Source organism: Kosakonia radicincitans DSM 16656, assembly GCF_000280495.2.
GTDB lineage: Bacteria > Pseudomonadota > Gammaproteobacteria > Enterobacterales > Enterobacteriaceae > Kosakonia > Kosakonia radicincitans.
Map to the genome: position 1 here is coordinate 1,922,187 of NZ_CP018016.1, position 21,215 is coordinate 1,943,401.

The following is a 21,215-nucleotide window of genomic DNA, read 5'->3' on the forward strand; positions in this document are numbered from 1 at the left end:
ATGAAAACGGCCCATAAGGGCCGTTTTTTTATACCTTATAAAAGTCTCTGTACCACTCAACAAAGCGTTTCACCCCTTCTTTAACCGAGGTTTGCGGTTTGAAACCGATCGTTTCGTACAGTGGTTGAGTATCTGCGCTGGTCTCCAGCACATCGCCCGGTTGAATCGGCAGCATGTTTTTCTGTGCTTCAATGCCCAGCGCCTCTTCCAGCGCCGTAATGTAATCCATCAACTCCACCGGTGAGCTATTGCCGATGTTATAGACGTGGTAAGGCGCAGAGCTGCTGGCTGGCGTGCCGGTTTCAACCGTCCAGGCCGGATTGGCCTGCGGAATGACCTCCTGCATACGGACAATCGCTTCAACGATATCGTCGATATAGGTGAAGTCGCGCTTCATCTTGCCGTAGTTATAAACGTCGATGCTTTTGCCTTCCAGCATCGCTTTGGTGAATTTAAACAGCGCCATGTCCGGGCGGCCCCACGGGCCATAAACGGTGAAGAAACGCAAACCGGTAGTCGGTAATCCGTACAGGTGAGAGTAGGTGTGGGACATCAACTCGTTAGCTTTTTTGGTTGCCGCATACAGCGAAACCGGATGATCAACGGAATCATCTGTGGAGAACGGCATTTTACGGTTCAGGCCATAAACAGAACTGGAGGAGGCATAGAGCAAGTGCTGTACTTTATTGTGGCGGCAACCTTCCAGTACGTTCAGATGCCCAATGAGATTTGATTCGGCATAAACATGCGGATTTTCCAGCGAATAGCGTACGCCAGCCTGCGCCGCCAGATGGATCACCCGGTCGAATTTCTCCGTCGCAAACAACTGCGCCATATTCTCACGGTCGGCGAGGTCAATCTTGTGGAAGCTGAAGCCGGGCGAGGCCAGCAGATCCAGGCGCGCCTGTTTCAGACTCACATCGTAATAATCATTGAGATTATCAATCCCTACAACCTGGTGGCCTGCCTGCAAAAGGCGCTCGCTGACGTGGAAGCCGATAAAGCCGGCCGCGCCGGTAACCAGAAATTTCATCTCTCATCCTTTATGACATCTAATACAATTCGCATATTGTATGATGCTGACAGGCTAATCGCTATAAGTTATAGACATCAGAATAAGGTGAAATAATAAACAGCAAAACACATTTACATGTAATCCTATAGAAAAAAAAGCATGAATGGTTAAACTCGCGCTCTATACTATTTCTCTTATGCGCTTCTCATTTAAGGTTGCTATGACGTACGAAAAAAATGGCTTCCCAGCCAGCCGAGGCAATAATCAGGAAAATGTTGATTTAATTGACCTTTTCTTGCAAATCTGGCGTGGAAAATGGCTCGTTGGATTATTTGTTCTGTTGTGTCTGGTTATTGCTGTCGCTTATTTAAGCGTTGCCAAGGAGAAATGGACTTCCGTCGCTGTTATCAGTTCGCCTGATGCCGGGCAGATTGCCAGCTATACAAACGCAATGAGTGTGCTGAACAATGATGGCAAGTACGAGATTGCTGACATTCAGCAGCTTGTAATTGGGCGTTTTAATTCTGCTTTTTCTGCTTTAGCTGAAACACTGTATAACCAGGAAAAACCCGAGAAACTGACCATTGACCCTGCGGTGCAGGGGCAACCGCTACCTCTCAAACTTACCTATCAGGGCCCGACGGCCAGAGAAGCTCAGCAAAAACTGGCGCAATATATTGAAAAAGTAGATCAACAGATCGCCAAAGAGCTGATCGATGATTTAAACACCAGCATCAAATCCCGTTCAGCCGATTTGGTTGAAACACTCGCAGCGCAGGAAAAAGTGGCGCAGGAACAAAAAGATCTGCGCATTAAACAGATTGCGCAGGCGCTTTCTGTTGCAAAAGAGGCAGAAGTGCAGTCTCCGCAGGTGCGGCAGGCGCAAAACGTGTCGCAGGATACGTTGTTCTTGCTTGGGAGCTCAGCGCTGGAATCAATGATCAAAAATGAATCATCCCGCCCTTTGCTATTCTCCGATGATTATTACAAGGTTCGTCAAAACCTTTTGAATATTCAGACAATTAAGGTGAAACCGGAAAGTGTTCACGGTTATCGCTATGTTATGAAACCCACGCTATCGATCCATCGTGACAGCCCTAAGCGCGCCTTGACACTGATACTGGCGGTTTTACTGGGAGTTATTATTGGTTCAGGCTACGTACTGGTGCGTAACGCCTTCAGGAATCATCAGTCAAACGCGTAAATAAAAAACCGGGCGTTGCCCGGTTTTTTTACGCCTTACTGATGCCGCTTGCGCAGGTTCTCAATCACGGTGGTCAGATCCAGTTGCTGATCCTGCAACAGCACCAGCAGGTGATACATCAGGTCAGAGGCTTCATTCGTCAGCTCTTCGCGGTCGTGTACGGTCGCGGCCAGCGCTGTTTCCACACCTTCTTCCCCGACTTTTTGCGCGATACGCTTGGTGCCGCTGGCATACAGTCTGGCTGTATAGGAACTTGCCGGATCGGCGGTTTTACGCGATGCCAGCAGCTCTTCAAGTTGATACAGGAACAACCACTGATGGCTATTATCGCCAAAGCAGCTTGAGGTGCCGGTGTGGCAGGTTGGCCCGATCGGGTTCACCAGCACCAGCAGGGTATCGTTGTCACAGTCCGGGGCAATATTAACCAGATTAAGGAAGTGGCCAGAGGTTTCCCCTTTGGTCCACAAACGCCCTTTGGTGCGGGAGAAAAAGGTCACTTTACCGCTTTCCAGCGTCTTCGCCAGCGCCTCTTTATTCATATAACCCAGCATCAGCACTTCGCCGGAAACCGCATGTTGCACCACGGCGGGCAGCAGTCCGTCGGTTTTTTCCCAGTCCAGTTGGGCCAGTTGTTGCTCTGTTAACATACCCTAATCTCCACGCCCTGGCCTGCCAGGTACGTTTTTAATTCACCAATATTAATAATCTGTTTGTGGAAGACAGAAGCGGCCAGCGCACCGTCAACATCCGCATCGCGGAACGCTTCCAGAAAGTGTTCCATGGTGCCTGCACCGCCGGAAGCAATCAGCGGAACATGGCACACCGCACGCACTTTTTTCAACTGCTCAAGATCGTAACCGTTGCGCACGCCATCCTGGTTCATCATATTCAGCACGATTTCCCCGGCGCCACGCTTCTGCACTTCCTGCACCCAGTCCAGCGTTTCCCATTTTGTCACACGGGTACGGCTTTCATCGCCGGTATACTGGTTTACGTGGTATTTACCGGTAGCGGCATCAAACCAGGTATCAATACCTACCACAATACACTGCACGCCAAAGCGGTCAGCCAGTCGGGTGATCAACTCAGGAGCGGCCAGCGCCGGAGAGTTGATGGAGATTTTATCCGCACCGAATGAGAGAATTTTTGCGGCATCATCGGCAGATTTAATACCGCCTGCCACGCAGAAGGGGATATCAATCACTTCCGCGACGCGCGCAACCCAACTTTTATCCACAACACGACCATCGCTGGAGGCGGTGATGTCATAAAACACCAGCTCGTCTGCACCTTCTTCGGCATAGCGTTTCGCCAGCGGAACAATATCGCCAATAATTTCGTGATTGCGAAACTGCACGCCTTTCACCACCTGACCATCACGCACGTCGAGACAAGGGATTATCCGTTTTGCCAGCATTGAATGGCCTCCTTCACAGTGAATTTACCTTCCAGCAGCGCACGTCCGACAATCACGCCGCGTACACCGGTACCGCGCAGGGCGGCAATATCATTTATATCGCCAATACCGCCTGAAGACTGGAACGCCACCTGCGGCCAGCGCGCGCAAATCTCTTCGTACAGCGAAACATTGGAACCGGCCAGCGTACCGTCGCGGGAAATATCCGTGCACAGCACATGTTTCAGGCCCACAGCGAGGTAGGTTTCCACCAGCGTCTCCAGCGTAACGCCGGAGTTCTCCTGCCAGCCGCTGATGGCCACCTGTTTCGTACCCTGTTTATCAATACGCACATCCAGCGCCAGCACCAGTCGGTCCGCACCAAACCGGGTGAACCAGCCTTTTACTACTTCCGGGGATTTGACGGCGGTAGAACCAATCACCACCCGCGCCATGCCCGCGTCAAGCAGGGCCGCAACATCTTCTTCGCTGCGCACACCGCCGCCGACCTGCACCGGAACATTCACTCCGGCGACCAGCGTTTTCAGCAGCGGGATCTGGCGCTTAGCCGGATCTTTCGCCCCGGTTAAATCCACCAGGTGCAGAACTTCGGCACCTTGTGCAGCATAATCCTGCAAACGCGGTAGCGGATCGTTGCCGTAGTCACGCTGCTGCGCATAATCGCCCTGATGGAGACGCACCACCGTGCCGTCGATTAAATCTAAAGCGGGAATAATCATCACATCTCCAGGAAGTTTTTCAACAGTTGCGCACCCGCGCGCCCCGAGCGTTCCGGGTGAAACTGCACGCCATAAAAGTTATCTTTTTGCACGGCGGCGGTGAACGCTTCACCGTACTGGCACTGGGCAATGGTGTTCTCATTGACCGGCATCGCATAGCTGTGAACAAAGTAGAAGTACGCGCCATCGTCAATGCCCTGGAACAGGCGGTTGCCCGCTTTCGGATAGACCTGGTTCCAGCCCATATGCGGCAGCGGCAGGCCGACATCTTTCATTTTCGGCACATCCTGGTCGATGATACCCAATAAATCGACGCCCTTATTCTCCTCGCTAAAACGGCCCAGCAACTGCATGCCAAGACAGATGCCGAGCACCGGTTGGGTACAGGCTTTCACCAGATCGATAAGTTCGCGTTCGCGCAATTGGTCCATCGCCGCCTGCGCGGTACCAACGCCGGGAAGAAACAGTTTGTCGGCGCGCAGCACCACATCCGGGTCGCGGCTCACCAGCGGTTCATAACCGTGACGGGCGATGGCGGATTTCACCGAATTCAGGTTGGCGCAGCCGGTATCAAGGATCACCACATTCATTACAGCACTCCTTTTGAGGAGGGAAGGGTATCGCCTTCCACGCGAATTGCCTGACGCAACGTGCGGCCGAAGGCTTTAAACAGGCTTTCCACACGGTGATGGTCGTTTTTGCCTTTGGTCTTCAGATGCAGAGTCAGCGCCATGGTGTAGGAGAGCGAACGGAAGAAGTGCTCGACCATTTCGGTGCTCAAATCACCCACGCGCTGATAGGTGAACTCGGCTTTATATTCCAGGTGCGGACGGCCAGAGATATCCATGGCGCAGCGTGCCAGACACTCATCCATTGGCAGTACAAAGCCAAAACGGTTGATGCCGCGCTTGTCGCCCAGCGCCAGTTTCAGCGCTTCGCCCAGCGCCAGGCCGGTATCTTCCACCGTGTGGTGATCGTCAATATAGAGATCGCCTTTAACGGTGATCTCCATGCGGAAACCGCCGTGGGTGGCGATCTGATCCAGCATGTGATCGAAGAAACCGACGCCAGTGTGAATTTTGCTGCCGCCTTCGCGATCCAGCCACACTTTGACATCAATCTGCGTCTCTTTAGTGGTGCGTTCGACGTGAGCATAACGATCGCGGCGCGTCAGTTGCTCACCGATCATCGCCCAGTTCAGCGTCTCGCGGTGATAGCGCAGACCGCCGATCCCCATGTTGTCCGCCAGTTCGATATCGGTTGCGCGGTCGCCAATCACATAGCTGTTGGCGCGATCCAGCGCCTGTTCTGCCAGCCAGCGCTCCACCATTTTCACCTTCGGTTTGCGGCAGTCACAGCCATCGTCAGGGAAATGCGGGCAGATCAGCACCTCTTCAAAATTCACCCCTTGCGAGGTGAAGATCTGCATCATCAGGTTATGCGGACCATCGAAATCGGCCTGTGGGAAGCTGCTGGTGCCCAGACCATCCTGATTGGTGATCATCACCAGCTGGTAGCCCGCTTTTTGCAGCTTCAGTAGCACCGGGATCACCTCTGGCTCAAAGGCCAGTTTGTCGAATCTGTCGACCTGAAAGTCACTTGGCGGCTCGGAAATCAATGTTCCGTCACGGTCAATAAACAGGTACTTCTGGCTCATACTTGCTCCGCACGTAAGGCGTCGATGACGCGCTGGCTCTCTGCGCGGGTGCCGATGGTGATACGCAGGCAGCCGCTTAAAGAAGGTTGTTTGTTCTGGTCTCTCAGGATAATGCCCTGATCCCACAAAGATTTAAACACCGCACTGGAGGCTGTCAGGCGCACGAGAATATAGTTCGTTTCCGAGTCGAACACCTGCTCAACGCACGGAATATTCTTTAATGCGCTAACCAGATACTGGCGTTCCGCGAGGATCTGTGCCACACGTTCACGCATGGCCACAATGCCTAGCGGGCTGAGCGCCTGCGCGGCGATGTCGGCCACCGGCGTGGAGAGCGGGTAAGGGGCGATCACTTTCAGCAGCAGGGCAATCACCTCTTCATTGGCAAGCGTGAAACCACAGCGCAGACCCGCCAGCGCAAAGGCTTTCGACAGCGTGCGCAGCACCACCAGATGCGGATATTCTGCTAGCCAACCGGCCAGCGTCGCCTGCGGGCAGAATTCAATATAGGCTTCATCGGCTACCACAAGGGCTTTACCGCGCGTCATTTCCAGCAAGACGCGCATATCTTGCGGCTTAATAATCTGTCCGGTCGGGTTGTTCGGGCTGCAAACATAGACCACTTTCACGCCGTCCAGTTTGTCGGCGATAGCCGGTAAATCGAGCTGCCAGTCTGCCAGCGCCTGCACGGTTCGGTACTCGACACCCAGCGTTTCGGCGCTGACGCTGTACATGCCGTAAGTCGGCGGGCAGAACAGAACCGCATCCTGGCCTGGTTCGCAGAAGGCGCGGATCAGCAGTTCGATGCCTTCATCTGCGCCACGGCTGACCAGCACCTGCTCCGGTTTCACCCCGGCATACTGCGCATAATTTTCGATAACCGCTTTCGGCTGGCACTCCGGATAGCGGTTCAGCGTCTGTTGCGTAAGTTCATATTGCACCGCTGTCGGGAACTCGTTGGCGTTCAGCCAGACATCCCCTTTGCCGCCCAGGCGGCGGGCAGACTGGTAAGGCGTCAGTTCGCGTACGTTTTTACGCGCCAGTTCTTCAATGCTCATGCTTGCTCCTTCAGCGCCTTGACGCGCAGGGTGACGGCGTTTTTGTGGGCGGTCAGACGTTCAGCCGCCGCCAGCGTTTCGATGGTGCTGGCAAGCCGCGCAAAACCGTCGCGCGAAAGTTCCTGCACTGTCATGCGTTTCTGGAAATCTGCCAGCCCCAGGCTGGAGCAGGTTGCGGTATAGCCATAGGTCGGCAGAACGTGGTTGGTGCCGGAAGCATAATCGCCAGCCGATTCTGGCGACCAGTCGCCGAGGAACACCGAACCGGCGCTGGTGATGCCATCGACAAGCGAACGGGCGTCACGGGTCTGAATAATCAGGTGCTCCGGGCCGTAGAGATTGGAAATCGCCACGCACTGCGCCAGATCGCGCGCCACAATCAGGCGGCTGGCAGAGAGCGCCTGGCGAGCGGTTTCCGCGCGCGGCAGATCCGCCAGTTGACGCGCAACGGCGTCGGCAACGCGGGAAGCCATGCTGCTGTCCGGCGTCAGCAGGATCACCTGAGAGTCGGGGCCGTGTTCCGCCTGAGACAGCAGATCGGAGGCCACGAAATCCGGCGTTGCGCCGCTGTCGGCAATCACCAGCACTTCGGAAGGGCCTGCCGGCATATCAATGGCCGCGCCATCGAGACGCTGGCTCACCTGGCGTTTGGCTTCGGTAACAAAGGCGTTGCCCGGCCCGAAGATCTTGTCAACTTTCGGTACGGATTCCGTACCGAAAGCCAGCGCCGCAATGGCCTGCGCGCCGCCGACTTTAAAGATCTCCTGCACGCCGCACAGCTGCGCGGCATAGAGAATTTCATCGGCAATCGGCGGCGGCGAGCAGAGCACCACTTTCTGGCATCCGGCGATACGTGCTGGCGTCGCCAGCATCAGCACCGTGGAGAACAGCGGAGCCGAACCGCCGGGAATATAGAGGCCGACGGAGGCGATAGGGCGGGTCACCTGCTGGCAGCGCACCCCAGGCAGCGTTTCCACATCCACGGTCGACAATTTTTGTGCATTGTGGAAGGTGTCGATATTTTTCACCGCCACGGCCATCGCTTGCTTGAGTTCGTCACTCAGTCGGGCGCTGGCCTCGCGGATTTCGTCAGCGGTGACCTTCAGCGCATCAACCTGCGTTTTGTCGAATTTGGCACTGTATTCGCGCAGCGCGTTATCGCCGCGCGCGCGGACATTATCAAGGATTTCCACTACCGTGCGGGTAATGCTCTCCGAGGCTGAGATAGCCGGGCGCATCAGCAGGTCGCGTTGCTGTTGTTCGCTACAACTGTTCCAGTCAATTACGGTATTGAAACTCATGGCCTTACTCCATCATCTTCTCAATCGGCAGAACCAGGATGGAGCTGGCGCCCAGCGCTTTCAGTTTTTCCATCGTTTCCCAGAACAGGGTTTCGCTGCTCACCATGTGCATCGCCACGCGCTGCTGGTCACCCGCCAGCGGCAGAATGGTCGGGCGTTCAGCGCCCGGCAGCAGAGCGACAACTTCTTCCAGACGCTCGCTTGGCGCGTGCATCATGATGTATTTCGATTCGCGGGCCTGAATAACGCCCTGAATACGGGTCAGCAATTTATCGATCAGTTGCTGTTTGGCGTCGCTCATCTCGCCGTCGCGCTGGATAAGGCACGCCTTCGAGCGGTAAATCACTTCAACTTCGCGCAGACCGTTAGCTTCCAGCGTGGCGCCGGTTGATACCAGGTCGCAAATCGCGTCGGCCAGACCGGCGCGCGGTGCAACTTCAACAGAACCGTTCAGCAGACAGGATTTGAAAGAGACGCCTTTCTGATCCAGATAGCGTTTCAGCAGGTGCGGGTAAGAGGTGGCGATGCGTTTACCATCCAGCGCTGCCGGGCCATCCCAGGACTCATCCACCGGCGTGGCCAGCGACAGGCGGCAACCGCCGAAATCGAGACGGCGCAGGGTGAAGTAACGCGGATCTTCGCCCTGCGCGCGGCGAGTCAGCAACTCTTCTTCCAGCACGTTCTCGCCAATGATGCCCAGGTCGACGACGCCGTCCATGATAAGCCCCGGAATGTCGTCATCGCGTACGCGCAGAATATCGATCGGCATATTTTCCGCCAGTGCGATCAGACGCTGCGTGTGCAGGTTGATCTTAATGCCGCAACGGGCCAGAAGTTCGCGAGAGTCATCGCTCAGGCGGCCGGATTTCTGAATAGCTATGCGTAAACGCGTATTATCTAACATTCTGTTGTCCTCTTTATCCTGCTGAATTTGGTTCAAAAAAAAGCCCCCGGAAGAAGATCTTCCGGGGGCTTTCTCTGCGTTCATGCACCACTGGAAGATCCAAACGTCTTCCAGCACACATCGCCTGAAAGACTAGTCAGGATGATGGTGATGATGGTGGTGTTTAAATTGAACGCGGGTCATAAAATTCTCAATGAATGCTTATTCACATAATGTTGATTAACCTAAACCACTTTAGCTGACAAACGCAAGGGCTTTTTTTAATCATTCATTCATTTCATATACATTGTATGAATTGTCAGTTGTCGCTGGCTGGCGTAGCCTTGAAGAGTCAGGTGCCGGAAAGGAAGGGGAGGAAGCATGAAAAAGGTCGCAATTGTCGGGTTAGGATGGCTGGGCATGCCGCTGGCATTATCGTTAATGGCGCGGGGCTGGCAGGTGACCGGCAGCAAAACCCGCCCCGATGGCGTGGAAGCCGCGCGCATGTGCGGTATCGAAAGTTATTTGCTGAATCTCGAACCGGAACTGGTATGTGATACGGACGATCTCGACGCGCTGATGAATGTCGATGCACTGGTGATCACGCTTCCCGCGCGGCGCAGTGGGCCTGGCGAAGAGTTCTATTTGCAGGCGACGCAGGAAATCGTCGACAGCGCGCTGGCGTATCGTATTCCTCGCATCATCTTTACCAGTTCGACATCTGTCTATGGCGATGCAACGGGCATCGTGAAAGAGAGCACGCCGCGCGAGCCGGTGACGCCCAGCGGGCGGGTACTGAAAGAACTGGAAGACTGGCTGCACAATTTGCCGGGGACTTCCGTTGATATTCTGCGCCTGGCGGGGCTTGTCGGGCCTGCGCGTCACCCGGGGCGATTCCTCGCCGGAAAAACCGCGCCTGACGGCCAGCATGGCGTTAATCTGGTGCATCTGGAAGATGTTATTGCGGCTATTACGCTGCTGTTACAGGCACCCAAAGGTGGGCACATCTACAATCTCTGCGCGCCGTCTCATCCCTCTCGGGAAAGCTTTTATCCGCAGATGGCACGTCAGCTTGGACTGGCGCCGCCGCATTTCCTCGAATCAACGTCTCAGGATAAGGGCAAAGTGATTGATGGCAGCCGGATTTGTAATGAGCTGGGCTTCGAATATCTCTACCCCGATCCGTTTAATATGCCGTTGTCGTGACGATTTTTGTGCAAAAAATGCTATTCGTATGATTAATAGTTCGCCAAACGCTTGAAAATCAGTCGTTTGATTGCACCAATGCAGTGAGTTGGCTTGCACTGTATTGTCATCGCGCCTCAATCTGGTGCAAAATGTGCCGCTGCAAAAATAGAGAGTAACCGACCTTAATCCGTCGGTTATTTTTTTTGCGGGCAAAAACGTCATTCAATAAAAGAGGCCGGGCTTCGTACCGGATAGATACACATTTAAAAACCGACAGTCGTTGTCGCTGAGGAAAGAACACAAATGGGGCAATTTTTTGCTTTTGCGGCGGTATACACCGTTCTGGGGGATAGCCATGTCGCATAACGTTACTCCAAAAACCTCTCGCGTGGAATTACGTAAGACGCTTACGTTAATTCCGGTTGTAATGATGGGCCTTGCCTATATGCAGCCGATGACGCTGTTCGATACATTCGGTATCGTCTCCGGCCTGACCGATGGTCACGTCGCAACCGCTTATGCGTTTGCGCTGGTCGCCATCCTCTTTACTGCGTTGAGCTACGGTAAGCTGGTGCGCCGCTTCCCGTCCGCAGGCTCTGCGTACACTTACGCACAGAAATCTATTTCTCCGGCTGTCGGCTTTATGGTCGGCTGGTCATCGCTGCTGGACTATCTGTTCATGCCGATGATCAACATCCTGCTGGCGAAAATTTACTTCGAAGCGCTGGTGCCGTCCGTACCGTCGTGGCTCTTCGTGGTCGCTCTGGTGGCTTTTATGACCATCTCTAACCTGCGCAGCATCAAGACCGTGGCGAACTTCAACACCCTGATCGTGATCCTGCAAATGGGCATCGTCGCGGTCATCGTCGGTCTGATCATTTACGGCGTTTCACATGGTGAAGGCGCGGGCACGCTGGTCAGTTCCCGTCCATTCTGGTCTGAAGGTGCGCACGTTGTGCCGATGATCACTGGCGCAACCATCCTGTGTTTCTCGTTCCTTGGTTTTGACGGTATCTCCTCGCTGTCTGAAGAGACCAAAGATGCTGAACGCGTGATCCCGCGTGCTATCTTCCTCACCGCGCTGATTGGCGGCGTAGTGTTTATTGCGGCATCTTACTTCCTGCAACTCTACTTCCCGGATATCTCCCGCTTTAAAGATCCGGATGCTTCACAGCCGGAAATCATGCTGTACGTTGCCGGTAAGACCTTCCAGTGGGGCGTGCTGATCTTCTCCAGCGTTACCGTTCTGGCTTCCGGTATGGCCGCGCATGCGGGCGTGTCCCGTCTGATGTACGTAATGGGCCGCGACGGCGTGTTCCCGTCCCGTTTCTTCGGCTATGTACATCCGAAATGGCGTACCCCAGCGTGGAACGTTCTGCTGGTCGGCGCGATTGCACTGCTGGCGATTAAATTCGATCTGGTCACGGCAACGGCGCTGATTAACTTTGGTGCGCTGGTGGCATTCACTTTTGTGAATCTGTCGGTGATCTCGCAGTTCTGGATCCGTGAAAAACGCAATAAAACGCTGAAAGATCACTTCAACTACCTGGTTCTGCCGGTATGCGGTGCGCTGACGGTGGGGGCGCTGTGGATCAACCTTGAGCAGAGCTCAATGATTCTGGGTCTCATCTGGGGCGCAATCGGCTTGGTTTATCTGGCCTGTGTTACCCGCAGCTTCCGCAACCCGGTGCCGCAGTACGAAGACATCGCGTAAATCGCTTTACGCAGAGACAAAAAACCGGAGGTCAAGGCCTCCGGTTTTTTTATGCTTCAAGGTCAGGCTACTCGTGCTCAGACAATCTCTTCCGCGTACTGCCACAGCGCCTTCAGTAGAGCCTGCTTTTCACTATTACCGTCGTGTTGCTGGAACAGCGCCTGGATCTGTTCGGCGTACTGTTGCAAATACTCCGGCGTAAAGACGTTACGGCGATGCTGCAACCAGCGTTGTTGCTCGTTTTCATCCAGCGTGCCGGGGAAGTTGCGCGCCCGGTAGTTAAACAGCAGCTTTTCAATGCGCCCGTCGGCAAAGGTAATATCGAGAGCGGGCAGGTTACGCGGCTCGGTTTCGAGCAGGATTTTCATCGCTGCGCGATCGGCATCGCTGAAAAAGCCGTTGTAGATCTGCGCATCAACATTCTCTGACGGCACGAAGGGTTCTGCCTCGGCAAAAATGGCCAGCACTTTTTCCCGCACCTGCGGGTTGTCACGCAGAATCTGCAGGTTATCAAGACACTGCTGGCGGTTAATGCCCAGCCGCTCTGCATCCTGCTGGCGCAGCGTATTGGCCTGCGCCAGCACCGGGCATTTATTCAGATGTACCAGCTTCACCGGCACCGCCGCGCTCTCACCGAGATCCGCTTTTGGCGTATACAGACGCTCGCGCAGGGCATCGGCATCCAGTTCCAGCAGTGGCGACATATCACCCGCGAGATCCACCATAATCACCGCGTTGCGGTTCTCCGGGTGCCAGGCCAGCGGCGCAACCCAACTGGTATTGCCACGCCACGCGCCGAACATGCCGGAAACGTGCACCAGCGGCTTCATTTGCGGAACATCGATCAGCGCCGCCAGTTTCTGCTTGTTGCGATGGCTATAGAGATAGTCAAACAGCTTTGGCTGTTTTGCTTTAACCAGTTGCGCCATTGCAATGGTGGCGTACACATCGGCCATCGCATCGTGGGCATTACTGTGTTCGATACCGTTGGCTTTCGTCAGATGTTCAAGGCGAAAACTCGGCAGGCCGTCGTCGTTCTCCGGCCAGTTGATACCGTCCGGGCGCAGGGCGTAGCAGGCGCGCATCACATCCAGCAGATCCCAGCGCGAGTTGTTGTTCTGCCAGCTCCAGGCGTACGGATCGTAAAAGTTGCGATAAAAGATATTGCGCGTGACTTCGTCGTCAAAACGCACATTGTTGTAACCGAGTACGCAGGTTTTCGGTACGGTAAAGAGATCGTGAATACGCCGGGCGAACGCGGCCTCGTTCTCGCCTTTGGCGCGCGCAATCTGCGGCGTGATACCGGTGATCAGCACTGCTTCGGGCTGCGGCAGGTAATCATCTGCCGGTTTACAGTAGAAAACTTCCGGCTCGCCGATGACATTAAAATCGGCATCAGTACGCAGCGCGGCGAACTGCGCCGGGCGATCCAACGCCGGGCTGGTACCGAAAGTCTCATAATCGTGAAAGAGAAAAGTGGGCGTTGCGGCGGAATCAGACACCAGTTGCTCATCCTGTCAGTAAATATGTTGCTTATGGTAAACCATCCCACCCTGTGTACCGAAGGAAAACCCGTCACTGTTCCGCAGAACCTCGCAAAAACAGCGCGTTAAAACTGATCTGTGTCACATTTTTTTGCAATTTAACCAGGTAACGACACGCGAAGTTCCGTAAAAAGGACAGCGATTTTAGCTGCTATTGAGGATATTTCATTGAAACGCCGTTTGTTTGCTGCTTCTTTGCTGGCGATTTGCGTACATAACGCCCAGGCCGACGACTTACCTTTTGCCCCACAGCCGCCAGCTATTCAGGCTGGCTCCTGGGTATTGATGGATTACACCACCGGGCAAATCTTAACTGCGGGCAACGAGCATCAGCAGCGTAATCCGGCGAGTTTGACCAAACTGATGACCGGCTATGTAGTGGATCGGGCGATCGACAGCCATCGTATCAGCGCGGATGATGTGGTGACGGTGGGGAAGGATGCGTGGGCGAAAGGAAACCCGGTTTTTGACGGTTCATCGCTGATGTTCCTGAAACCAGGCGACCGTCTGACCGTGCGCGATCTGAGCCGTGGTCTGATTGTCGATTCGGGTAACGATGCCTGCGTGGCGCTGGCCGATCATGTTGCGGGCGGCCAGCCGCAGTTTGTCACCATGATGAATGATTATGTGCAGAAGCTGAATCTGCGCGACACCCACTTCGAAACTGTCCACGGGCTGGATGCGCCAGGGCAGCACAGTTCGGCCTACGATCTGGCGGTGCTGTCCCGCGCCATCATTCACGGCGAGCCGGATTTCTACCACATGTATAGCGAAAAAAGCCTGACGTGGAACGGCATCACCCAGCAAAACCGTAACGGGCTATTGTGGGACAAAACCCTCAACGTCGACGGGCTGAAAACCGGTCACACTTCAGGTGCGGGTTTTAACCTGATCGCCTCCAGCGTCGATGGTCAGCGCCGACTGATTGCGGTGGTTATGGGTGCGGACAGTCCGAAAGGCCGTGAAGATCAGGCGCGCAAATTACTGCACTGGGGACAACAAAACTTCGATACCGTCGAAATTTTGCGTAACGGCAAAAAAGTCGGCAGCGAGCGCGTGTGGTATGGCGATAAAGAGCAGATTGCGGTTGGTACGGATCAGGATCACTGGCTGGTGCTGCCAAAAGCAGAAGTGCAGAACGTCAAAGCGAAGTATGTGCTGAGCAGTAAAGAGCTGGATGCGCCGCTGGCTGCGCATCAGCAAGTAGGGGAGATTCAACTCTACGATCGCGACCAACTGATCGCTCACTGGCCGCTGGTCACGCTGGAAAGTGTCGGCAAAGGCGGCTTGTTCTCGCGTCTGAGCGACTGGTTGCATCACAAAGGGTAACGCGCGTGCGGGCAGAGTGGCGGTGATGCGAGTCTGCTCGCATAATTGATGACTCCGACATGCCAGGCGATCGTCGGAACGCTATACTGTATAAACAAACAGTAACGGTAAGGGAGTCAACATGAGCTACAACGTGAGGCAACTGGAAAAACGTCGTATCGCCGGGTTCCATCTGGTCGGGCCCTGGAATGTGACGGTGAAGCAGGGTTTTAAACAGCTAATGATGTGGGTCGACAGCAATAAGATCGCACCGCTGGAGTGGGTGTGCGCTTATTACGATAACCCTGACGAAGTGCCGCCGGAAAAGCTGCGCGCTGACGTTGCCATCACCGTCGATCCTGATTTTCAAATCCCGGCAAATAGCGAAGGGGTGATCCTCACCGACATTCCCGGCGGCCAGTATGCCGTGGCGCAGGCGAGGGTGTACAACGAAGAGTTCGAAGCGTGCTGGGATCTCTTTTTTGATGAACTGCTTAGCGACCAATCTGTGCAAATTGCTGCGGGTCCCTGCTTTGAAGTCTACCTGAACGATGCACAGCAGGATGGTTACTGGGAAATCGACATGCATATCCCGGTTGAGCCGAAAAATCTGTAAGCGATAAATTAACCGGAAGAGGTAACAGGAAGCGCTGTCGCCTCTTTTTTTATCGCAGAGGGTGCTATCTGAGTCCGAAAAATCCTACAATTGCGCCTTTGTCGGTTCAATCGGGAGAAGCGACTGTGCGTCGCGACAAATCACTCAGTCCTTTCGAGATTCGTCTTTACCGCCATTATCGTGTCGTACACGGTGTGCGTATTGCGCTGGCTTTTATTCTGACCTTTTTGCTGATCCGTCTGCTGGAGGTGCCGGAGGGAACCTGGCCACTGATCACGCTGGTGGTTCTGATGGGGCCGATCTCCTTTTGGGGAAACGTGGTTCCGCGCGCATTTGAACGCATTGGCGGCACAATTTTGGGTGCGGCGCTGGGTCTGGTGGCATTAAAACTGGAGCTGCTCTCGCTGCCCGTGATGCTGCTGTGGTGCGCGGTGGCGATGTTTCTCTGTGGCTGGCTGGCGCTGGGCAAAAAGCCTTACCAGGCGCTGCTCATTGGTATTACGCTATCTGTGGTGGTTGGCGCGCCGCCAGGTGATATGCATACCGCGCTGTGGCGCAGCGGCGATGTGATTATCGGTTCGCTGCTGGCGATGCTGTTTACCGGGATCTGGCCGCAGCGGGCATTTTTGCACTGGCGTATTCAGATGGCCAACTACGTCACTGCCTTCAATCGCGTTTATCAGGCGGGTTTCTCCCGTAACCTGGTCGAACGGCCGCGGCTGGAAAAACATCTGCAAAAAATCCTCAACGATGTGGTGAAGATGCGCGGTCTGATCGCGCCAGCCTGCAAAGAGACACATCTGCAAAAGGCGATTTTCGAAGCCATCCAGACCGTCAGCCGCAATATGGTCTGCATGCTGGAGCTGCAAATCAATGCTCACTGGAGCTCACGTACCAGTCATTTTGTGATGATCAATGCGCATACGCTGCGGGATACTCAGCAGATGACTCAGCAAACACTGCTGACCATTGCGCATGCGCTGTATGAAGGCAACCCGCAGCCGATTCTGGCCAACACGGAAAAACTCAGTGAAATTGTGGCGGAGTTGCGCCAGTTGAGCGGCGAACATAAAGGCGATGCACTGGCTGAAACCTCGATTCACGGTTACGTCTGGCTGAGCATGGAGCTGGCCCGTCAACTGGAGCTACTGTCACATTTGATCTGTCGGGCGTTGCGCAAATAACAGTCAGGTAACCACATACCGCTGATGGGTTGTTTCGATTCAGCTACATTTGCGGTTATGATAGCCGACAGGAAAAACCATTGTCTTATGCGACCACATTGGGTAGGTTTGCCTCTAAGGTGGTTGCTTTAACGAATCCGAATCTCACATTATCAGGGGTGTAAAAATGGAAACTAGTAAGCCTTCATTCCAGGATGTTCTGGAGTTTGTGCGTCTGTTCCGCCGCAAAAATAAATTGCAGCGTGAAATCCAGGACGTGGAGAAGAAGATCCGTGATAACCAGAAGCGCGTGCTGCTGCTGGACAACCTGAGCGACTACATTAAACCGGGTATGAGCGTAGAAGCGATTCAGGGCATTATCGCCAGCATGAAGACTGACTACGAAGATCGCGTGGACGATTACATCATCAAAAATGCTGAACTGTCGAAAGAGCGCCGCGAAATCTCCAAAAAACTCAAAACTATGGGCGAACTGAAGCCGATTGAGCCAAAAGCGGAATAACGCCTCCAGCGAGCGGTGAGAGGTGCGCCTCTCACCCTTCCAGCACGCCTCCTGCCACCATTTTCAGCAGATAGTTTTGCGGCCAGTGCGCCGTCAACCCGGTCTCTTTCAACTCCCGACGAACGCTTTCCACATCATGGCGCTGACTATCAAGCAGCAGCCCGACCACACTTCCGCTGTGGGCAACATTCAGTCCATACAGATCGCAACGTTCCACCAGATCGAGCAGGGCGGGAAACGCCGGTTTTGGCAGCAGCGTCTGGCTGGCAATTGCGCTTAACGTCGCCGCTTCTCCCAGCCGCGCGGCATCATTTTCCTCGCAGGCTTGCTGCAACAGGCGCCATGCATTATCCAGAGTATGGGCATTTTCCAGCAGTGCCTGCTGGCGTGGCAGACGATGATAAGCGGCAGTGGTCAGGGTTAGCGGACTTTCAAGCAGCAGCACGTCGCACTCCGGCAAACCGCCGCAGGTAATCTGCGTTGCAGCGGTATTGTGATCGAACAGCGTCAGGCGCGAAAAGATCGTGCTGTCGGTCGGTTCCAGCGCCACGCACAGTTGCGCCAGTGTTTTCTCATCCAGCGGTTGCTCAAGATGACGGGCCGTTGCCACGGCGGCGGCGGCAATATCCGCGGTGCTGCTGGCCATGCCTTTGGCCAGTGGAATGGTAGAGCAGCACTCGATGCGTAATGCATGCGTCAGTGTGGCTGGTAGCTGCCAGTGCGCCAGGAGTTGGTTAACCATACGACGCATCAGTGGTCGTTCATCCAACCGAGGTTTGCCGTATGTGACTTCGACACTGCTGTACCAGTCCACCGGACAGGAGACCAGTTTTTCACCTCCCAGGATCCAGCCCTGGATTATTTCACCGCACGATGCGGGAAAGTGTGCCAACGCCACGCTGTAACTCCCTTCACAATCAAAGCCAGGATAGTGTCACTTCGACCCGGCGAACGCCAGAATTTCGCGCAATGTAGATTTCTCGCAGACCCGCTATTTCTGCAAAGTTTTTCGCCAGATCTGTCAACTGACTCCGCAGGCATTTCGTCTGCGAAATAATGCAAATTATAAGGGCGATTAAATTTCCGTTAGCAATATTTTGTTATTCCGTATGTGCTTGAGAACTTTCTGAAGCCTTAATATGCCGGGGGGGATGAAAAGGGTGAGCAATAAATTGTCATAGCGCAACAAATTATTATTTGCTCAAAGATAAACTGAATCCGTTTTTATTTCCCTGCTGCGATATAGTTCGTACAGGGAAAAATCAGGGTAATAATGACGTACCGTGATTAAAAATCTATCAGGTTTGCCGCAACTGTATTTTGCGGCTGGGAAGGGGGTGTAAATCCCCCGCAGCCCCCGCTGCTGTAATGCTGACGACCCCGTAATCGCCACTGATCGTAAGATCGGGAAGGGCGGGTGAGGATGACGCTAAGCCAGAAGACCGGCCTGATGGACATTATCAACAACTTCGGTGGGAAGTGGGTTGCTCAGTAGCGTGCGGTCGAAAGACCGGGTCAACACGCGTCCTGGCTCCGTTCTTCCTGCCCGCTACGGGGTTACAGGAATGTCAGACAGACGCAGCGCCTTTATTCTTGCCGGAACCGGCAGCGGCTGTGGGAAAACCACCGTCACGCTCGGGCTGCTCACCGTGCTGCAACGTCGTGGTTTACTCGTGCAACCCTTCAAAGTGGGGCCGGACTACCTCGACACCGCCTGGCATAGCGCCGTTACCGGCGTGGCTTCCCGCAATCTCGACAGCTTTATGCTGCCGCCGTCTGCGTTAAATGCGCTGTTTCGCCAACATTTCACCGCTGCCGATGTCGCCGTCATTGAGGGCGTAATGGGGCTTTACGATGGCTACGGCACCGACCCTAACTATTGCAGCAGTGCGGCGCTGGCAAAACAGCTTGCGCTTCCGGTGATCCTGCTGGTTGATGGCAAAGCCGTATCCACCTCCATTGCCGCCACGGTGATGGGTTTTCAGCACTTTGACCCGCAGTTGCGCATTGCCGGAGCGATCGTCAATCGGGTAAACAGCGACAGCCATTTTCAACTGTTGAAACACGCCATTGAGCATTACTGTGACTTGCCGGTGCTGGGATATGTTCCTGTTGATCCCGGCGTGGCGCTGCCGGAACGTCATCTTGGTCTGGTCACTTCCCGTGAGTCGGTCGTCGACGCGCAGCCATGGCAGGAGTTTGCCGCACGCCTGGAACAGACCCTTGATATTGACCGCTTACTTGCTCTGAGCAAGACCACCACGCTGCCGCAGGGTGAGCTTCCTGCCATGCCCGCGCCAGAGGCGGGCGCAGGGCTGACGCTGGCGCTGGCCGACGACGAAGCCTTCAACTTTTACTACGCCGATAATCTGCAACTGCTTGAACACACCGGCGTACGCATCGTGCGTTTTAGCCCGCTGCATGACCATGAGTTGCCCGCATGCCAGATGCTGTGGCTGGGCGGCGGCTACCCGGAGCTACACGCGCGCGTGCTGTCGGCAAACCAGCCGATGCGGGATGCCATTCTCGCTGCGCACCGGCGTGGTGTGGCGATCTATGCCGAGTGCGGCGGCCTGATGTATCTCGGCGATACGTTGCTGGATGCCGCAGGTGATGAGTGGCCGATGGTCGGTGCCATCCCCGGTTACAGCCGGATGGGCAGTAAGCTCACCCGCTTTGGTTACTGCGAAGCCCGCGCAACGCAGCAGACCTTACTTGCTGCCGAAGGGGAAACCCTGCGCGGCCACGAGTTTCACTATTCCGATTTCACCCCGCGCGGCGATGCCGTGCTGGCGTGCCATAAAACGCGCGATGGCGAAGTGCTGAAGCGCTGGCAGGGCGGCTGGCAGGTGGGCAACACCTTTGCCAGCTATTTACATCTGCATTTCGCCCAGCGTCCAACGATACTGGAACACTGGTTTGCTGCCGCAAGGAGCGCGTCATGACGTTGCTGGCCTGGTGTGTCGCATTTCTGCTCGATCGCTTACTTGGCGACCCGCCGCACTGGCCGCATCCGGTACGCTGGATCGGCGCGTTGATTAACCTGGTACAAAGCGCCGTCCGCCGAGTGTGCCGCAGCGATACCGCGCTGCGCATCGGCGGCGGGGTGATGTGGCTGTTGGTAGTGGGCATCACCTGGAGCGTTGCCTGGGGCGTGCTCGCGCTAGCGCAGGCAATCCATCCGTGGTTCGGCTGGTGCGTGGAGGTGTGGATGATTTACACCCTGCTTGCCACGCGTTGTCTTGCGGATATGGCGCGGGAAGTGGAGCAGGCGCTGCGCTTCTGTTCGCTTGCCGAAAGCCGCGAAAAGCTGTCGTGGATTGTCGGTCGTGATACCGCGCAGCTCCAGCCGCCGCAAATCACCCGCGCGGTAGTGGAAACCGTCGCGGAAAACACTGTCGATGGTGTTATCGCGCCGCTGTTCTTTTTACTGCTCGGTGGCGCGCCGCTGGCAATGGCCTACAAAGCGGTCAATACCCTGGATTCGATGGTGGGCTACAAGCATGAAAAATACCGCGCGATCGGCATGGTCAGCGCGCGGCTGGATGATGTCGCCAACTTTATCCCGGCGCGTCTGAGTTGGCCGTTACTCAGTATGGCGGCATGGCTCGCAGGTAATGATGCGGGCAATGCGCTGCGTATCGGTTTTCGCGATCGGCGCAACCACAGCAGCCCCAACTGCGCCTGGCCGGAAGGTACCGTGGCCGGGGCGCTTGGCGTGCGGCTTGGCGGGCCAAATGACTATTTCGGCCAGCGAGTCGAAAAACCGTGGATTGGCGATGAGCTCCGCGCCATCACGCCGGATGACATTCCCCGTACCATTCGCATGATGTGGCTTGCCGCCACGCTGGCGCTGGCACTGTTTGCGCTGATACACCTTGCCCTCGTGGGCGCATAAGGATGAA

At 55.2% G+C, this 21,215-nt stretch carries 23 protein-coding genes, 1 riboswitch and 1 other annotated feature; of the genes, 11 read left to right on the plus strand and 12 right to left on the minus strand.

Features of this window, described 5'->3' with window-relative positions; all coding sequences use genetic code 11:
• Positions 1 to 28: 28 nt before the first annotated feature.
• The gene (locus tag Y71_RS09345; protein ID WP_007371296.1) at positions 29 to 1,033 is read right to left on the minus strand and encodes an NAD-dependent epimerase; all 1,005 of its coding nucleotides are present in this window, start codon (positions 1,031 to 1,033) and stop codon (positions 29 to 31) included.
• Between the two features lie 202 nt (positions 1,034 to 1,235).
• On the opposite strand from Y71_RS09345, the gene wzzB reads away from it, so the two are divergent.
• A complete protein-coding gene (wzzB, locus tag Y71_RS09350) occupies positions 1,236 to 2,219 on the plus strand; it encodes an LPS O-antigen chain length determinant protein WzzB (RefSeq protein ID WP_007371297.1) in 984 nt (327 codons plus the stop codon).
• 35 nt (positions 2,220 to 2,254) lie between these two features.
• Here the strand turns inward: wzzB and hisIE are convergent, their stop codons facing one another.
• The 9 genes from hisIE to hisL form a co-directional block, all read right to left on the minus strand.
• Positions 2,255 to 2,866 (minus strand): bifunctional phosphoribosyl-AMP cyclohydrolase/phosphoribosyl-ATP diphosphatase HisIE, encoded by a 612-nt coding sequence (gene hisIE, locus Y71_RS09355; protein ID WP_007371298.1) that lies wholly within the window; start codon positions 2,864 to 2,866, stop codon positions 2,255 to 2,257.
• A complete protein-coding gene (gene hisF, locus Y71_RS09360; RefSeq protein WP_007371299.1) occupies positions 2,860 to 3,636 on the minus strand; it encodes an imidazole glycerol phosphate synthase subunit HisF in 777 nt (258 codons plus the stop codon). The genes hisIE and hisF overlap by 7 nt, the downstream gene beginning before the upstream one ends.
• Positions 3,618 to 4,355, minus strand: a complete 738-nt coding sequence (gene hisA, locus Y71_RS09365) for a 1-(5-phosphoribosyl)-5-[(5-phosphoribosylamino)methylideneamino]imidazole-4-carboxamide isomerase (protein WP_007371300.1) — start codon at positions 4,353 to 4,355, stop codon at positions 3,618 to 3,620. Before hisA ends, hisF begins: the two co-directional genes overlap by 19 nt.
• Positions 4,355 to 4,945 carry an imidazole glycerol phosphate synthase subunit HisH gene (hisH, locus tag Y71_RS09370; RefSeq protein WP_007371301.1) on the minus strand — a complete coding sequence of 197 codons (591 nt, stop codon included), beginning with the start codon at positions 4,943 to 4,945 and terminating at the stop codon, positions 4,355 to 4,357. Before hisH ends, hisA begins: the two co-directional genes overlap by 1 nt.
• On the minus strand, positions 4,945 to 6,012 hold the full coding sequence (gene hisB / locus Y71_RS09375; RefSeq protein WP_007371302.1) for a bifunctional histidinol-phosphatase/imidazoleglycerol-phosphate dehydratase HisB: 1,068 nt from the start codon (positions 6,010 to 6,012) through the stop codon (positions 4,945 to 4,947). Before hisB ends, hisH begins: the two co-directional genes overlap by 1 nt.
• Positions 6,009 to 7,070, minus strand: a complete 1,062-nt coding sequence (hisC, locus tag Y71_RS09380; protein ID WP_007371303.1) for a histidinol-phosphate transaminase — start codon at positions 7,068 to 7,070, stop codon at positions 6,009 to 6,011. Before hisC ends, hisB begins: the two co-directional genes overlap by 4 nt.
• On the minus strand, positions 7,067 to 8,371 hold the full coding sequence (gene hisD / locus Y71_RS09385) for a histidinol dehydrogenase (RefSeq protein ID WP_007371304.1): 1,305 nt from the start codon (positions 8,369 to 8,371) through the stop codon (positions 7,067 to 7,069). The genes hisC and hisD overlap by 4 nt, the downstream gene beginning before the upstream one ends.
• 4 nt (positions 8,372 to 8,375) lie before the next feature.
• Positions 8,376 to 9,275, minus strand: coding sequence for an ATP phosphoribosyltransferase (gene hisG, locus Y71_RS09390; RefSeq protein WP_007371305.1), 900 nt, complete (start codon positions 9,273 to 9,275; stop codon positions 8,376 to 8,378).
• Between the two features lie 34 nt (positions 9,276 to 9,309).
• Positions 9,310 to 9,432: a sequence feature (His leader region), on the minus strand.
• On the minus strand, positions 9,408 to 9,458 hold the full coding sequence (gene hisL, locus Y71_RS29945) for a his operon leader peptide (RefSeq protein WP_001364200.1): 51 nt from the start codon (positions 9,456 to 9,458) through the stop codon (positions 9,408 to 9,410). Its footprint overlaps the feature before it by 25 nt.
• Positions 9,459 to 9,635: 177 nt before the next feature.
• Here hisL and Y71_RS09395 point away from each other — a divergent pair, with 177 nt between their 5' ends.
• From Y71_RS09395 to Y71_RS09400, 3 genes are all read left to right on the plus strand, one after another.
• Complete coding sequence (locus tag Y71_RS09395; RefSeq protein WP_007371306.1) at positions 9,636 to 10,460, plus strand: SDR family oxidoreductase; 825 nt, start codon at positions 9,636 to 9,638, stop codon at positions 10,458 to 10,460.
• Positions 10,461 to 10,745: 285 nt separating this feature from the next.
• Positions 10,746 to 10,808 carry a membrane protein YoeI gene (yoeI, locus tag Y71_RS31165; RefSeq protein ID WP_488197362.1) on the plus strand — a complete coding sequence of 21 codons (63 nt, stop codon included), beginning with the start codon at positions 10,746 to 10,748 and terminating at the stop codon, positions 10,806 to 10,808.
• On the plus strand, positions 10,798 to 12,156 hold the full coding sequence (locus tag Y71_RS09400; protein WP_007371307.1) for an APC family permease: 1,359 nt from the start codon (positions 10,798 to 10,800) through the stop codon (positions 12,154 to 12,156). Before yoeI ends, Y71_RS09400 begins: the two co-directional genes overlap by 11 nt.
• A 77-nt stretch (positions 12,157 to 12,233) precedes the next feature.
• Here Y71_RS09400 and sbcB read toward each other — a convergent pair whose 3' ends face one another.
• Positions 12,234 to 13,658, minus strand: coding sequence for an exodeoxyribonuclease I (gene sbcB, locus Y71_RS09405; protein WP_007371308.1), 1,425 nt, complete (start codon positions 13,656 to 13,658; stop codon positions 12,234 to 12,236).
• Positions 13,659 to 13,868: 210 nt separating this feature from the next.
• On the opposite strand from sbcB, the gene dacD reads away from it, so the two are divergent.
• From dacD to Y71_RS09425, 4 genes are all read left to right on the plus strand, one after another.
• A complete protein-coding gene (dacD, locus tag Y71_RS09410; protein ID WP_007371310.1) occupies positions 13,869 to 15,029 on the plus strand; it encodes a serine-type D-Ala-D-Ala carboxypeptidase DacD in 1,161 nt (386 codons plus the stop codon).
• Between the two features lie 121 nt (positions 15,030 to 15,150).
• Positions 15,151 to 15,624 (plus strand): DNA gyrase inhibitor SbmC, encoded by a 474-nt coding sequence (gene sbmC, locus Y71_RS09415; RefSeq protein ID WP_007371311.1) that lies wholly within the window; start codon positions 15,151 to 15,153, stop codon positions 15,622 to 15,624.
• Between the two features lie 125 nt (positions 15,625 to 15,749).
• Positions 15,750 to 16,808 carry an FUSC family protein gene (locus Y71_RS09420; RefSeq protein ID WP_007371312.1) on the plus strand — a complete coding sequence of 353 codons (1,059 nt, stop codon included), beginning with the start codon at positions 15,750 to 15,752 and terminating at the stop codon, positions 16,806 to 16,808.
• A gap of 166 nt (positions 16,809 to 16,974) precedes the next feature.
• A complete protein-coding gene (locus Y71_RS09425) occupies positions 16,975 to 17,310 on the plus strand; it encodes a DUF496 family protein (protein WP_007371313.1) in 336 nt (111 codons plus the stop codon).
• A gap of 31 nt (positions 17,311 to 17,341) precedes the next feature.
• Here Y71_RS09425 and Y71_RS09430 read toward each other — a convergent pair whose 3' ends face one another.
• Positions 17,342 to 18,208, minus strand: coding sequence for a GHMP family kinase ATP-binding protein (locus tag Y71_RS09430; RefSeq protein ID WP_035942179.1), 867 nt, complete (start codon positions 18,206 to 18,208; stop codon positions 17,342 to 17,344).
• A 61-nt stretch (positions 18,209 to 18,269) separates the two neighbouring features.
• Between Y71_RS09430 and Y71_RS30655 the strand changes: the two genes are divergently transcribed.
• The 3 genes from Y71_RS30655 to cbiB all read left to right on the plus strand — a co-directional run bounded on the left by Y71_RS30655 (position 18,270) and on the right by cbiB (position 21,208).
• Positions 18,270 to 18,389: a helix-turn-helix transcriptional regulator gene (locus tag Y71_RS30655; protein WP_390883941.1), complete on the plus strand. Its 120-nt coding sequence runs from the start codon at positions 18,270 to 18,272 to the stop codon at positions 18,387 to 18,389.
• A 204-nt stretch (positions 18,390 to 18,593) separates the two neighbouring features.
• Positions 18,594 to 18,775, plus strand: a riboswitch (cobalamin riboswitch).
• 100 nt (positions 18,776 to 18,875) lie between these two features.
• Complete coding sequence (locus Y71_RS09435) at positions 18,876 to 20,255, plus strand: cobyrinic acid a,c-diamide synthase CobB (protein WP_007371315.1); 1,380 nt, start codon at positions 18,876 to 18,878, stop codon at positions 20,253 to 20,255.
• Entirely contained in the window at positions 20,252 to 21,208 is a 957-nt protein-coding gene (gene cbiB / locus Y71_RS09440; RefSeq protein WP_007371316.1) for an adenosylcobinamide-phosphate synthase CbiB, read from the plus strand. Before Y71_RS09435 ends, cbiB begins: the two co-directional genes overlap by 4 nt.
• Positions 21,209 to 21,215 lie beyond the last annotated feature (7 nt).